General features: G+C 62.6%; 13 protein-coding genes. 3 read left to right on the top strand and 10 right to left on the bottom strand.

The annotated features are described in order from the left end of the window. Positions 1-41: 41 nt before the first annotated feature. Genes BMG00_RS01150 through BMG00_RS01140 form a run of 3 tightly spaced genes read left to right on the top strand, consistent with a single transcriptional unit; the run spans position 42 to position 4,760 of the window. The gene (locus tag BMG00_RS01150) at positions 42-3,146 is read left to right on the top strand and encodes a methyl-accepting chemotaxis protein (protein ID WP_078573142.1); all 3,105 of its coding nucleotides are present in this window, start codon (positions 42-44) and stop codon (positions 3,144-3,146) included. Between the two features lie 43 nt (positions 3,147-3,189). Continuing rightward, positions 3,190-4,239, top strand: coding sequence for a protein-glutamate methylesterase/protein-glutamine glutaminase (locus BMG00_RS01145; RefSeq protein WP_078573141.1), 1,050 nt, complete (start codon positions 3,190-3,192; stop codon positions 4,237-4,239). Next, positions 4,236-4,760 carry a chemotaxis protein CheD gene (locus BMG00_RS01140; RefSeq protein WP_078527782.1) on the top strand — a complete coding sequence of 175 codons (525 nt, stop codon included), beginning with the start codon at positions 4,236-4,238 and terminating at the stop codon, positions 4,758-4,760. Before BMG00_RS01145 ends, BMG00_RS01140 begins: the two co-directional genes overlap by 4 nt. Positions 4,761-4,969: 209 nt before the next feature. Here BMG00_RS01140 and BMG00_RS01135 read toward each other — a convergent pair whose 3' ends face one another. From BMG00_RS01135 to BMG00_RS01090, 10 genes are all read right to left on the bottom strand, one after another. Then, positions 4,970-5,356: a hypothetical protein gene (locus BMG00_RS01135; RefSeq protein WP_078573140.1), complete on the bottom strand. Its 387-nt coding sequence runs from the start codon at positions 5,354-5,356 to the stop codon at positions 4,970-4,972. After that, positions 5,353-5,739: a response regulator gene (locus BMG00_RS01130; protein WP_078573139.1), complete on the bottom strand. Its 387-nt coding sequence runs from the start codon at positions 5,737-5,739 to the stop codon at positions 5,353-5,355. The genes BMG00_RS01135 and BMG00_RS01130 overlap by 4 nt, the downstream gene beginning before the upstream one ends. Beyond that, positions 5,730-6,608, bottom strand: coding sequence for a CheR family methyltransferase (locus BMG00_RS01125; protein WP_078573138.1), 879 nt, complete (start codon positions 6,606-6,608; stop codon positions 5,730-5,732). Before BMG00_RS01125 ends, BMG00_RS01130 begins: the two co-directional genes overlap by 10 nt. Further along, positions 6,605-7,075 (bottom strand): chemotaxis protein CheW, encoded by a 471-nt coding sequence (locus BMG00_RS01120; RefSeq protein WP_078527774.1) that lies wholly within the window; start codon positions 7,073-7,075, stop codon positions 6,605-6,607. Before BMG00_RS01120 ends, BMG00_RS01125 begins: the two co-directional genes overlap by 4 nt. Positions 7,076-7,078: 3 nt before the next feature. Then, complete coding sequence (locus BMG00_RS01115) at positions 7,079-9,283, bottom strand: chemotaxis protein CheA (RefSeq protein WP_078573137.1); 2,205 nt, start codon at positions 9,281-9,283, stop codon at positions 7,079-7,081. A gap of 10 nt (positions 9,284-9,293) precedes the next feature. Next, positions 9,294-9,659, bottom strand: coding sequence for a response regulator (locus BMG00_RS01110; RefSeq protein ID WP_078527770.1), 366 nt, complete (start codon positions 9,657-9,659; stop codon positions 9,294-9,296). Next, positions 9,656-9,931 carry an STAS domain-containing protein gene (locus BMG00_RS01105; protein ID WP_078573136.1) on the bottom strand — a complete coding sequence of 92 codons (276 nt, stop codon included), beginning with the start codon at positions 9,929-9,931 and terminating at the stop codon, positions 9,656-9,658. The genes BMG00_RS01110 and BMG00_RS01105 overlap by 4 nt, the downstream gene beginning before the upstream one ends. 114 nt (positions 9,932-10,045) lie before the next feature. Beyond that, on the bottom strand, positions 10,046-11,005 hold the full coding sequence (locus BMG00_RS01100) for a glucokinase (protein WP_078573135.1): 960 nt from the start codon (positions 11,003-11,005) through the stop codon (positions 10,046-10,048). Next, positions 11,005-12,330, bottom strand: a complete 1,326-nt coding sequence (locus tag BMG00_RS01095; protein WP_078574216.1) for a GH1 family beta-glucosidase — start codon at positions 12,328-12,330, stop codon at positions 11,005-11,007. The genes BMG00_RS01100 and BMG00_RS01095 overlap by 1 nt, the downstream gene beginning before the upstream one ends. A 14-nt stretch (positions 12,331-12,344) precedes the next feature. Continuing rightward, positions 12,345-13,376 (bottom strand): LacI family DNA-binding transcriptional regulator, encoded by a 1,032-nt coding sequence (locus BMG00_RS01090; RefSeq protein WP_078573134.1) that lies wholly within the window; start codon positions 13,374-13,376, stop codon positions 12,345-12,347. Positions 13,377-13,410 lie beyond the last annotated feature (34 nt).

The raw sequence follows: 13,410 nt of genomic DNA, 5'->3' as shown, positions 1-13,410 counted from the left end.
GGTGGTTCGTTGTGACGACCCCTTCGCGCCGGAGGACTGCGATGCGCTTTCTCGATAATCTGAAACTCGGGATCAAACTGCCCTTGATGCTGGTGGCGATCGCGATGATCGCGCTGACGATCATGGGCGCGTCCGCCTATCGGGAGGCTTATGCGCTGCTCGAGAGCGAGGGCGAAGGACGGCTCAGCCGGACGCTCGAGGCCCGCGTGAGTCAGCTTGAGGCCTGGTCGCTCCATGCCGAGTCCGAAACACGGCAACTGGCGGGCAATCCCACGACGGCGCGGGCGCTCTATGACTTCGACAAGGGATTGTCGCGCCTGGGTGAAGAGGCGAGCGCCCGCCTCGTGGAGTTGTATGGCAGCGATCCCGCCGGCGCCCGCGAAATCAGCGAGGAGGTTGAGGGTGTCCTCGATTACGCCATCCAGCATCGCCGTTACCACCCGGCGTTTCAGCAAGCGCTTGATGAGGGTGGCTACGCCGATCTCTATCTCGTCGCGCGTGACGGGCGGGTGGTCTATTCGGTGCGAAAGGGCGGCGAATTCACCCGCCCGATCGAGGAAGCGCCAGCTGCGTTCGCAAAGGTGGCCCAAGCGGCGCTCGATGAAGCCGACGCGGGCGTTGGCGTCGTTTTCTCGGAAATCCTTACCGATTCCGGGGCGCCGCATCTCTTCTCCGCAGTGCCCGTCATAAGTGCGAATGGCTTGAAACTCGGCGCGCTCGTCCTGTGGCTGCCCGCGACTGAGATCGGTCAGGTCATGAGCGCGTCGCGCGGCCTTGGAGAGACCGGGCAGGGCTATGTGACCGACCCTGCGGGACGGCTTCTCGGCGCACTGCGTCATCCGGTCGATGGTCTCGTGCCCGGCGCAATTGTAGATGATCCCGCCCTGTCCGATGGAAATTCCACCGAATCCGGTCGGGTCGAGGGAACTTCACTTGGCGGTCTGCCGGCAATCGAGGTGTTCATGCCGCTGAGGCTTTTCGGCAGAGATTACGCCGCCGTCGTCGAACAGGACCGTGACGAGCTGTTCGCGCCGGCTCAGGCGCTCGCTGGATCGATGTTGTTTCACGCGAGCTGGCTGGTCCTCTTGCTTGCAGGGCTTTCCGGATGGATGGCGCGCTCGGTCGCGCGTCCGTTGCAACGTTTGGGTTCGGCCATTGGTGCGATCGCCGATGGCGATTATTGCAACCCGGTGGACGGCCGTGCCCGCGGCGATGAGGTCGGCGTGATCGCCAAGGCGCTCGATGGGCTGCGCCACGATCTCGCCGCGGTCGAAGAGATCCAACGCGAGGCGCGCCTGCAAGGAACCGCTTTCGACACCGCCTCCGCCGCGCTCATGCTTGTGGATGCGGATTTCAGGATCATCCATGTCAATCCGGCCGTCGAGAGGCTCATCGAAAGCCAGATTGAGGAGTTTCACAAGGTGATCCCCGATCTCTCGGCGGACCGACTGATCGGGCGGTGCATGGATGAATTTCACGCGGTTCCCGAAACCGCGCGCCGTCTTCTGACCGACCGTGACCGCCTCCCGCTGAATGTCGATATCAAGATTGGTGACGGTCGTTTCGGTGTCGACGTTTCCGAGATCACCGACGATGAGGGGCGCACGCTCGGTCTCGTGGTGGAGTGGCGTGACGTGACCCAACTGCGCATGCAACGAGCCCTGATCGATGCGATCGATTCCAACCAGCTGGTCTGCGAGTTGCTTCCCGATGGTACGGTCACGCGCCTCAATGATCGCCTGCGCACCCTTCTCGGCGCCAGTGCCGAGGGGGTCATCGGCACCCAGATCACGGAGCGGCTTCATTTCGAGGACGGCAATGATCCCTGGCCAGAGGTTCATCGGGGAAATCCGGTAAGAGGGCGTTTCTTGTTGCGTTTGTCTGCAGGCCCCAAATATATCCTCGAGGGTACGCTGAACCCGGTGGCGGATCGCTCCAACCGGATGATGAAAATCGTGTTCATTGGCAATGATGTCACAGAAGCGGTTCACGCTCTCGCTACCGCTCAGGAAGAGAATGAGCGGATGATGGCGGCGCAGCAATCGGTCGTCGACGCATTGCGGGACGGGTTGAACGCGCTTTCGAAAGGGGATCTGTCGACGACGATCGATGCTGCTTTCTCGCCCGATTACGAAGCTCTGCGCGCCGATTTCAACGCTGCGGTCGACAACCTTGCCGAGGCCATGCGGGCCGTGATCGAGAACGCTGCTGCGATCGATTCCGAGGTGCGCGAAATTTCCTCCGCCTCTGACGATCTGAGCAAGCGCACCGAACAACAGGCCGCGACACTCGAAGAGACCGCTGCCGCCCTTGATGAGCTTTCCTCATCCGTCAGCGCCTCTGCAAAAGGTGTTTCCGAGGCCGATACGGTCGTGTCTCAGGCGCGTAGCAGTGCCGAGAATTCGGGTGCGGTCGTTCAGCAGGCCATTCTCGCCATGAGCGAAATCGAGACGAGTTCTCAGCAGATCTCCAAGATCATCGGTGTCATCGACGAGATCGCTTTTCAGACGAACCTGCTGGCGCTCAATGCCGGCGTCGAGGCCGCGCGTGCGGGCGAAGCGGGCCGCGGGTTCGCGGTCGTCGCGTCCGAAGTCCGTGCGCTTGCGCAAAGATCGTCCGATGCGGCGCGCGAAATCGCGACCTTGATCACTGCCTCCTCCGAACAGGTTTCGCGGGGGGTTGGGCTTGTGGGTGAGACCGGTCGCGCGCTCGAAGGCATTCTGGCGTCGGTCGTCGATATTGCGGCCCGTGTCTCCGAGATCGCCTCAGGGGCTCAGGAACAGGCGCAGGGATTGAACGAAATCAATGAGGCAATGAACCAGCTTGATCAGGTAACGCAACAGAATGCCGCGATGTTCGAGGAAACGACGGCGGCAAGCCACGCACTGAATGCAAGTGCGATGGCCCTGCGCGACACGACGTCGCAATTCCGCGTCCCGTTGGGAGAGACTGGCGTAGGCGAGGATCTGCTGCGGCCGGAAAAATTGCGGCGGGCCGATGAAGATAGGCAGGTCGGTAGAGTGGAGGCGCACGTTTTCGAAGAGGTTCATGTGCCTTCGCCCGAGGCGAGCTTCACCAGCGTCGAGATCGTTGGAAATGTCGTCAAAGCTACCGATCGGCGCGAGGATGACTGGGAAGACTTTTGAGCGCTCGGGATCCACGGATTCCGCATTTTGAGACGACGATATCATGAATCCCATACGCGTACTTCTCGTCGACGATTCGACAACCATCCGTCAACTGATCCGGAGCCGGCTGGTTTCCGATCCTAGGCTCGAAGTGGTGGGTGAGGCCCGTGACCCTTACGAGGCCCGCGAGTTGATCAAATTGCTCAACCCGGACGTGCTGACGCTCGATGTCGAAATGCCACGTATGAATGGGCTCGAATTTCTCGAAAAACTCATGCGTTTGCGGCCGATGCCCGTCGTGATGGTATCGACGGAAACGCAACAAGGCTCACTTGCCGCTCTTGAGGCGCTTTCCCTTGGTGCCGTCGAATGTATCGGCAAACCGCGTTTCGATGGCCTCGATCAACCGTTTGCAGCGCTGCCCGAATTGTTGGTCGCTGCGGCGTCGGCCCGTCTGAGGCCCCAGGCGAGCCGCTCGCCCATGGTCATCCAGAAAGGGTTTTCCTGGAATGGAAAGTTCATCTTGATTGGATCCTCGACGGGGGGCGTGGGCGCTTTGGAGACGCTTCTCAAATCATTCCCGGAAAATTCCCCGCCGACGCTTATCACCCAACATATGCCCGAGGGTTTTCTCGCCAATTTTGCGAGGCGCCTAGATCGTCAGATCGCGCCGAAGGTCCAGCTTGCCTCTGATGGAGCGGATGTTTCCCAAGGACACATTTACCTCGCCCCCGGCGGCCGTTTCCATCTCGCACTGGACGGATGCGGAGCGCTTTGGTGCCGCCTCGTGGAGGCGGAAAAGCGCAATGGGCACCGTCCATCGGTAGACGTTCTGTTCGATTCTGCTCTGCGGAATGCCGAGCGCTGTGTCGCGCTGATGTTGACAGGAATGGGCCGTGATGGCGCCGAGGGCATGCTCAGGCTGCGCCGGGCGGGTGCACGTTGCCTGGCGCAGGACGAAGCGACGTCGGTCGTTTTCGGAATGCCGCGCGCGGCGCTTGAAAATGGTGGTGCCGAACGCGCGATCCCACTTGAGAAGATCGCGGGCGAAATTCTCGCTCTTTGCCGAGAAACCCGATTGGCATCTGGAAATCGAAAGGGTCAGCAATGATCCATGGGCAAGAACTGCGCCCCCAGCATATTTCGCAGGGCGAGTTTCTCGCTTGTGCTGCCGGCTCGCGGTCGATCACGACCATTCTCGGATCCTGCGTGGCGTGCTGCCTGTATGATGCATCTGCGCAAGTTGGTGGGATGAACCATTTTCTCCTGCCGGAACGATCTGGATCGGCAATCGCGGCGGCAAGTTTCGGCGTCAATGCGATGGAGTTGCTGATCAATGATTTGATGAAGCTCGGGGCGCATCGCTCTGGGCTCAGAGCCAAACTCTTCGGGGGTGCCAGAATGATTGCCGGCCTTTCGGATGCCGGAAGAAAGAACTGCGATTTCGCGCTCGCATTTCTCCAGCAGCAAGAAATACCGTGTGTGAGTCAAAGTCTTGGGGGGACACAGGCGCGACGGATCGAGTTCTGGCCCGATTCCGGACGTGCGCGGCAGCGCCTGCTTGGTGAGGCTTTCCGGATTGATCCAGTTCCCGTGCCGGAGCTTCGGGGGGGCGACGTTGAGTTGTTTTGACGAAGCTCTACGATCAGGCGGGAGATGCACTGAGCTGAGTTTGACGTTGGGGCGGGTCGGCGGGGAGGGGGCTGATGCCCTTCTTGAGGGAACCATTTCGAAATCCGCGAGGCTCTGACTGGCGGTCTGCCGCTATCGGTTAGGGCTTCAACAAACGAACCTTGGCGATGAAACGAAGAGACCCATTGTACAATGGTGCGCCGCGGCAGCTAAAGCCATTGGATTTCACCATCGCTGTCACGTTTTGCGAGCGCGTCGCAATGGGCAGGGTCGAGATTGTTGATGAGCTCCTTGAGCCGAAGTCGCGAAAATAGTTCAGAGCGAGAAAATGTGGCCTCTGACGGAGTTTCCGCGCTCACGGTGCACAAAAGGATGGCGAACTCGCTGAGCGATTGGCTGATCCGATCAATCCCTTGAAGCTCCCTGACAATGCCGACCGGAAGATGTTCGGGAAGTTCAATTTCCGACAAGCTTCGCTCGATCCTGAGGGAAAGCCGCGCGAGAGCTTCGAGTTCGAGACCGATACGGCGCAGGAGTTCGGCCGCTTCGAGACGACTCTCGGGTTGCGTGTAAGATCGCGGCGTATCCACGCTCACAGTCGACCTACCACGGCTTCGATGCACGCCTTCAGCTCTTGCGGCTCGAATGGTTTTTTAATGAAGTTGTTCATCCCCAAGCGCTTGCCGGTTTCGATGACGTCGCGATCGGCGCGACCGGTAATCAAGATGAACCCGAGGCCTTTCGTGCGCGCATTGGTGCGCATTGCCCGCAGGAGCTGGAGCCCGTCCATTCCCGGCATGTTGTAATCCGATATCACGAGATGGATCGGCGTTTTGCCGAGGACTTCAAGCGCGCCCGGGCCATCGACCGCATAGCCGACCTGGCGAATGCCCATCGCATCGAGTGCCTGCATGATCAGGCCGCGACTGGTCGACATGTCGTCGACGACGAGGATGCGCAGTTGGTCTCTCAATGCCATTTGCGAGTTTCCCTGGTGGTCGTTTCTGCACGAAGGCGATAGGTCGTCACGCCTGCGGTCACGAGATTGGACTGGCTTAGATCTGCGATACGCTCGGAATGACCCACAAAGAGCCAACCCTCGGGCGCGAGCTGTGCCTCGAACCGTTGCCACAGCCTCGCCTGGGCATCAGGGTCGAAATAGATCACGACGTTTCGGCAGAAAATGATGTCGAAGCGTCCGCGCATCGGCCATTGCTCATGCAAGTTGAGTTCGCGGAAGCTGATAAGTTCCCGGAGCGGCGTGGCGATCTGAACTTTTTCACCTTTGCGGGAGAAATACTTGCGTTGCATGTCGGTCGGAACGCTCGCGAGGGCCGAACTGTCATAGAGACCGGCTTGGCCCGCCGCGATCATGTGCGGATCGATGTCGCTGGCGAGGATGCGCAGGTCGAGTTTTGCGTAATCCGGAGCCGCCTCGGCGATCATCATGGCAATCGAATAGGCCTCTTGGCCATTTGATGAGCCCGCCGACCAGAGCCTGATACGTTCGCCTGCGCGCGCCCGCGCGATCAGGGGCGGCAAAGCGGCGGTGCTCAGCGTCTCGAAATGATGGTTTTCGCGAAAGAAACGCGTGACGTTGGTGGTGAGCGCCGAAATCATCGCGCGTCGTTCCTCGACACCGCTTTCGGAGGTCACATGGGCGATGTAGGTCGCGTAATCGCTCATCCCGAGTTCGCGAAGACGCTTGCTGAGGCGGCTTTGAACCATCGAGCTCTTGCCCTGGGTGATGACGATGCCGGTCGCGTCGTGGAGAATGCGTGCGATCGCCTCGAGCTCGTGCGGGGCAGGCGAAAGTTGGTTTGGTGTGAGTTGCTCGGTCGTGCTCATGCGGCCTCGGCATCGTCTTGGGGAAGAACCGCCGTCAGGTCGAGGACGCGGATCATACGGCCTTCAACGATCGTGAGTGCCGAAATGCAGCGTTGTGCCGTGTCCGCCGCGAGATCCGGGGGTGGCTGCAACGCACTGCGCGGAAGGGCCAGGATGTCGGAGACAGCATCAACGAGAAGGCCGGCTGTCTGAGTGCCGATCTGGACCACGACGATCACGTTGCGGGCGTCGCCGGCGACGGGTCTCATGCCGAGACGGACCGAGAGATCCACGACCGGCAGCACGGTGCCGCGCAGGTTGATCACGCCGCGCACATAGGCTGGCGCGTGGGGCAGGGGTGTCGCGCGTGTCCAGCCACGGATTTCTCGGACGGACATGATGTCGACGCTGTATTCCTCGTCGCCCAGGCGAAAGGAAAGAAGTTCGACTTCGTTGGAGTTTGTCTGGGTGTTGGTTGGTTCTGTCATGGTTCATCCTGCGAGCGTGAGGTCGCGGCTGCCTGTGCGGCCCGAAGCATTATCGACGAGGTCGGCGGGGTCGAGGATCAGCGCGATCTGACCGTCGCCGAGAATTGTGGCGGCGGCGACGCCGGGGATGTGGCCGTAGGACTGTTGCAGCCCCTTGATCACGACCTGGCGCTGTTCAAGGATCGCGTCGACGACGAGGGCCGATCGTTCTCCGTTTTCCTGGGCGGTGAGCAGCACGATCCCGCCTTCGTAATTCGACTTGGGAGCGCGATAGCCGAGTTCGGCCCCCAGATCATAGAGCGGCACGAAGGCGCCCCGGAGGTGGATGACATGGGTTTCCGGCCCGAGCACGCGGATGTCTTCGCGTGTCAGAGTCGCTGTCTCGAGAATCGAGGAAAGAGGCACGACGAGCGTCTCATTGGCGACGTTGACGACCATACCGTCGAGAACGGCCAACGTCAGCGGCAGCGAAATCGAGAAACATGTGCCCTTGCCGGGTTCGGAGGTGATCGCGATCCGTCCTCCAAGCGCCTGGATCGAGCTCTTGACGACATCCATCCCGACGCCGCGCCCTGACAATGCGGAAACCTGATCGGCGGTGGAGAACCCGGGCAGGAAGAGAAGATTGTCGATCTCGCTGTCGCTCAGGTGGGAGTCTGCGGGCACGAGGCCTTTCTCGACCGCTTTGGCAAAGACCTTCTTGCGATTGATACCGCCTCCGTCGTCCGTCACTTCGATCACGACGCGGCCAGAGCGATGTTGCGCGCAAAGCGTAATCACACCCTCGCGCGGTTTTCCGGCCGCGACGCGGGTTTCGGTGGTCTCCAGCCCATGATCGACGGCGTTGCGGATCATGTGGGTCAACGGGTCGGCGAGGCGTTCGATGACGGTCTTGTCGACCTCTGTCGCCTCGCCCTCGGTGCGTAGCTTGACCTCCTTGCCGATTGCCGAGGAGGATTCGCGCACGATCCGGGCCATGCGCTGAAAGAGCGGTTTGACAGGCTGCGCGCGGATCATCATCACGCTGTCCTGAATGTCGCGGGTGAGCATCATGAAGGCCTCGAGCCCGGTCATGACCGGCGAGTTGGGCGGCAGTCCGGCCTCTGTCACCGATTGGGCGAGCATGGCCTGGTTGATCACCAGCTCGCCCACGAGATTGACGAGGCGATCGATCCGTTCGAGGTCGACGCGAACCGTCGCGCCGGGGTCTGCCGCAGGCGTTCCTGTCGCGGGCGTTGGCGGTGTCATCGGAGACATCCCCGCGCGATCCGGCTCGTTCGCTTCTCCCGCGCGGGACGGAGGAGAGGGCGGGCCCGGAGCAGGTGTGGGCTCGGGAGGTGGGGCGGCGAGCGGGGCTCCGAAACTGGCCGGAGCGTTTTCGTCGTTTCCAGACGTGCTGGCGTCGAATTGAAGCAGCGAAGTCACGTCACCGAAGCTATCGAGCGGGTTTTCCCGCGAGCCAAATTCGAGATCGCAGACATCCTCGACGAAATCGAACACATCGCGAATTGCGGCCTCGTCGAGCGTGCGGTCGAGGCGCAGGGTCCAAGAGAGGTAGGCCGCTTCGGGGTCGATCGCGTCGAGCGGCGGGATCGCGGAGAAATCGACCTCGGTCTCGAGCGGACCAAGGTCGGCCAGCGCGCGCAGGAGATAGAGCGGTTCGTTTCCCGAGGCGTAGAGATCGGCATGGGGTTTGAAGTGCAGGACATGGGCATCCGGCGGGGTCTGGCCAATGTCGAAATCGGCGGCAAGATCGAGAGAGAGACCCATCGGTTGGAAATCAGGGGGGGCGTCATCGGTCTCGGCCTCGGCCAAACGGTCCGCGCCCAGAAGTGCCTCGAGCGCCTTGAGGCAGGCTTCGGCGCCCTCGGGTTCGGGTTGGCTGTCGCGTGCGGCGTGAACCTCGTCAGCCAGCAGGTCGGCCGCCTGAAAGAAAAGCTTCACCGCCTCGGCACTGACCTCGAGCCGGCCCGAGCGGACCTCGTCCATCACCGTTTCGTAGCGATGGGCGAACGCCACCAGCGCTTCGAGCCCGAACGCCCCGGCGCCGCCCTTGATCGAATGGACCGCGCGAAAGACGATATTGATCGTCTCGCCGTCATGCGCACCCTCTTCGATCTCGGTCAGCGCATCTTGCAGGCTTTCGAGCAGCTCATCGCATTCGATGAAGAAGGAGGCCTTGATTTCGGCCATCGGGTCGTTGGGCATCTCGCTCTCCTCAGCCAGCGACCATGTTGAGCGCCTTGACCAGCTTGACCGGATCGAAGGGTTTGACGATCCAGCCGGTGGCCCCGGCGGCGCGGGCACGGGCCTTGAGTTCGGGCGCGGATTCCGTGGTCAGCACGAGGATCGGTGTCGCCCGATGCCGATCCTGCCCCCGAACCGCCTCGATGAATCCGAACCCGTCGAGGCGTGGCATGTTGATGTCTGAGATGATCGCATCGGGGTCGATCCCGCCGAGAACCTCGAGGCCGTGCACCCCATCCTCGGCAAGGTAGAGTTCGATCCCCGCATCGGCGAGGGTCAGCCTGAGCATGTCGCGGATCGTGCGGCTGTCATCTACCGCGAGAACTTTCAGGCTCATGCAGCCTCCGTATTTTGCAGATCGTCGATAGAAATGCCGAAGCGGGCCAGCGCCTCGTCGAAAGCGTCGGAGCGGGGGGTGATCGTCAGGCTGTGACCGCAGGCGCGTGCGCTCAGCGCGGCCGAGACAAGCAACTGCACCCCGAGCGCGCCGAGATGGCTGACCGTCGAGGCGTCGATCACGGTCGGCCCGATAGTCACGGGGTCGAGCGCCGCATGCAATGCGGAGACCGCGCCGAGATCGATACGGTCGGGCAGGGCGAGCACCGTCATGCACGGGCCGCCCGCTGCGGGAGGGGGTACGGACGCATCGCAAACCTCTTTTCAACAACTGTCGAGAAAGAGGCTTAGAGCCGAGCCGTTAAAATAGGTTTGACGCGGGCGGGCTTATTGCGACAGCCGCGCCTTGAGGAAGGCGGCGCAGCCGTGAAGCGCGGCATAGTCATCCTCGATCACCGAGACCGGGAAGGCCCGCAGGAACTCGGAGAAGCGGCCCTTGGCCTGCATAGCCTGGGCGAAACCGAAGGGCTCGAGCCACGGCACCACCCCGCGCGCGGCGCCGCCGATCAGGTAGATCCCGCCAAAGGGCAGGTGGGTCAGCGCCAGATCCCCCACCACTTTACCCAGCATCTGCACGAAGGTGCGGCCCGCGGCGACGGCGGTTTCGTCCCCCGCCTCGATCAGAGACAGGATCTGCTCGCCGGGCGTGGTCGCGTCCTCCTCGCCCTTGAGGTAGGCATAGATCCGCTCCAACCCGCGCCCCGCGACGACGTGTTCGACGCTGGCGAAGGCGTGTTTCGCCTCGAGATAGGTCTTGAGGGCGAAATCGGCCTCCGTGGTGCAGGGCATCGTGGTGTGACCCGCTTCCGAGGGCGGCACGACGCGGCCACCGGGGCCCTCATGCACGGGCGCTGCGTTGAACCCGGTCCCGATACCGACGACGAGCCGGGCCGAGCCCTCGCGCGCGGGTTCGCCGGGCAGGATCGGGAGGATCGCCCCGGGGGCGAGATACCCCAGCGCATGACCCTGCGCCTGAAGGTCGTTGAGCACGAAAACCTGACCGGCCCGTGTGAGTGCCGCGATATTTTCGGCCTCGATCACCCAGGAGAGGTTCGTCATCTCGGCGCGATTGTCTCGCACCGGGCCTGCAGCGGCGACACAGGCGCCCGCCAGCGGCTGATCGCAGTCTTCCTCTTGCAGGTAATCGGCGAGGATCGCCTCGAGAGATGCTCGCCCCTTGTTGGCATATCGGCGGATCGTCTCGGGGCAAAGCACGCCGTCGCGGGCCATGGCGACACGTGTATTGGTGCCGCCGATATCGGCCAGCAACGTGATCTGTTCGCTCATCAGCGGCTCCCCAATGCGTCCTGCCATGCCAAATAGGACGCTTTCGGGGTGCGCTGCAAGGTTTCGAAATCGACATGCACGAGGCCGAAGCGTTTCTCGTAACCCAGCGCCCATTCGTAATTGTCCATCAGCGACCAGCAGAAATAACCCTTCACCGGCACGCCCTCGGCCATCGCCCGCCGCATCGCCGCGAGGTGGTCGCGGTAGTAGGCGATGCGCTGCGGATCCTCGACCTTGCCGCCTGCGATCACATCGGGCGAGGCCATGCCGTTCTCGGTCACGTAGAGCGGCAGATCGCCGGTATAGTCTCGCGCGAGGCGGGTGAGGAAGTGATGGAGGCCTTCGGGATAGACCTCCCAGCCCATCGCGGTCTTGGGCAGCGGACCCTCGATCTCGCGCAGCGCGGGCCAGGGATCCTCTGCGGGCGCGATGCGCTTGCAGGTGTAGTAATTGAGGCCGAACCAGTCGAGCCGCTCGCCGATCACCGCGAAATCATCCTCCCAATTGGCGGGCATGTGGGGGGCGAAGGCGACCATGACCTCTTCGGGATAGCGGCGCTTGAACATCCCCTCGACGAAGAAGCGGTTGTAATAGGCGTCGTGGCGGGCGGTGGCGGCTTGCGCCTCGGGGCTGTCATCGGCTGGAAGGGAGGCCTCGAAATTGCACACTGCGCCGAGGTTCTTCATGCCGTGATCGCGCATCACCCGGATCGCCTGCCCATGCGCGAGCAGCACATGATGCATCGCATGGGCGGTCGCGCGGATGTCGCGCAGGCCGGGCGCGTGATGGCCCTCGAAATGGCTCAGCCAGCTGACGCACCAGGGCTCGTTGATCGGGGCGGCCGACCAGATCCGGTCGCCGAGCCGGTCCGCGATGACCTGCGCGAAATCGGCAAACCAGAAGGCGATATCGCGATTGCGCCAGCCGCCCTTGTCGGAAAGCGCTGCGGGCAGTTCCCAGTGATAGAGGGTGAGGGCGGGTTTGAGCCCGCGCTCCAGCATCCCGTCAACGAGCCGGTCGTAGAAATCGAGGCCCTCCGCGTTCACCGCCCCGCGCCCCTCGGGCATGACCCGCGCCCAGGAGGTCGAGAAGCGATAGCAATCGAACCCGGCCGCCGCGATCAGGTCGAGATCTTCTTCCCACCGATGATAGTGATCGCAAGCCGTCGCACCGTTTTCGGCGCGCACGACATTGCCCGGCGTGGCCGCGAAGGTGTCCCAGTGCGAGGGGCCCGCACCGCCAAAGGCATGACCTTCGATCTGATAGGCGGAGGTTGCCGTGCCGAAGAGGAAATCATTCGGAAAGTCAGTGCGTTTCGGAAGCATCTTCATCCTGTTTTTCAGCGTGTGGGGGCAGGGCCCGTGGATTGCCCGAGCACCAGAACCGCCTCCATCAGTTCGTGACGGGGCGTGCGGTCGCCGCTCTCGATCTGGTCGATGAGAAGCGCCGCGCAGCGCCGCCCCGCCTCGCGTACGGAGGAGCGGGTGGCGGTGAAGATCGGCTCTTCGGCGGTGCCGTTCCTGAGATAGCCCAGCTCGTCGTCATGGGTCAGGATAGAGATGTCGCGCCCCATCTTGAGGCCCGCCTCCTCGATTCCGCGCCGCGCGCCCATCGCCGAAAGCAGCGAGGCGGTGAGGAAAGCCGTGGGCGGGTTCGACAATTGCAGCATCGCGCGGGCCGCATCGTGGCCCTGTGCCTCGGTCATCTCGCCCTCGGTGATGAGCGCCGGATCGGGCGCGATCCCCCGTGCCATCAGGGCCTGTTCATAGCCGCGCCGCCGTCTGCGGGCAAAATCCATGTTGCCGATCCCGTTGATCAGCGCGATCCGGCGATGCCCGAGATCGAGCAGGAAATCGGTAGCGCGGGTGAAGGCGCGAACATTGTTCACATCGACCCAGCTGTAAGAGCTTTCGATCCCGCTGACCCGCCCGTGCAGCACGAAGGGCATCCCGAGATGGTCGAGCATGGCGATGCGATGATCCTCGACCTTCGGCGCGTGGACGAGCACCCCGTCGACATTCCCTTTCGAGCGCAGTTCGGCATAGGCGCGCGCTTCCTGATCGTCGGGCACGATTGTGATCACCATGTCATAGCCGCGCCGCGCATAGACCTCGCCTGCGCCCGCGATGAAGTCGGCAAAGACCGGGTTCACGATCTCGTGGCGGGTCGAGATCGGGATGATGTGGCCGATCGCCATTGCGCGGCCGGTGGCGAGCCGTTTCGCCTGGGTGTTGGGGCGGTAATTCGCGGCTTCGGCGGCCTTCATGACGCGCATCCGGGTGGCCTCGGAGACTTCCGGATAGCCGTTGAGTGCGCGACTCACCGTCGTGGGCGACAACCCGAGTTCTTGTGCCAGTGTCTTGAGATTCATCGCCCCAAACCGCTTTGGATCAGAGGCGAGGTTA

This window comes from Thioclava marina (assembly GCF_002020135.1).
Classification (GTDB): Bacteria; Pseudomonadota; Alphaproteobacteria; order Rhodobacterales; family Rhodobacteraceae; genus Thioclava; species Thioclava marina.
Note: the sequence above shows the minus strand (reverse complement) of the source record. Positions and strands in the feature narration are given on the sequence as shown.

Coding starts and splice junctions, on each gene's coding strand:
- BMG00_RS01145 (WP_078573141.1), top strand. CDS start 3,190: ATGAATCCCATACGCGTACTTCTCGTCGACGATTCGACAACCATCCGT.
- BMG00_RS01125 (WP_078573138.1), bottom strand. CDS start 6,608: ATGAGCACGACCGAGCAACTCACACCAAACCAACTTTCGCCTGCCCCG.
- BMG00_RS01130 (WP_078573139.1), bottom strand. CDS start 5,739: ATGGCATTGAGAGACCAACTGCGCATCCTCGTCGTCGACGACATGTCG.
- BMG00_RS01110 (WP_078527770.1), bottom strand. CDS start 9,659: ATGAGCCTGAAAGTTCTCGCGGTAGATGACAGCCGCACGATCCGCGAC.
- BMG00_RS01090 (WP_078573134.1), bottom strand. CDS start 13,376: ATGAATCTCAAGACACTGGCACAAGAACTCGGGTTGTCGCCCACGACG.
- BMG00_RS01105 (WP_078573136.1), bottom strand. CDS start 9,931: ATGACGGTGCTCGCCCTGCCCGACCGTATCGATCTCGGCGCGGTCTCC.
- BMG00_RS01115 (WP_078573137.1), bottom strand. CDS start 9,283: ATGCCCAACGACCCGATGGCCGAAATCAAGGCCTCCTTCTTCATCGAA.
- BMG00_RS01140 (WP_078527782.1), top strand. CDS start 4,236: ATGATCCATGGGCAAGAACTGCGCCCCCAGCATATTTCGCAGGGCGAG.
- BMG00_RS01100 (WP_078573135.1), bottom strand. CDS start 11,005: ATGAGCGAACAGATCACGTTGCTGGCCGATATCGGCGGCACCAATACA.
- BMG00_RS01150 (WP_078573142.1), top strand. CDS start 42: ATGCGCTTTCTCGATAATCTGAAACTCGGGATCAAACTGCCCTTGATG.
- BMG00_RS01120 (WP_078527774.1), bottom strand. CDS start 7,075: ATGACAGAACCAACCAACACCCAGACAAACTCCAACGAAGTCGAACTT.
- BMG00_RS01095 (WP_078574216.1), bottom strand. CDS start 12,330: ATGCTTCCGAAACGCACTGACTTTCCGAATGATTTCCTCTTCGGCACG.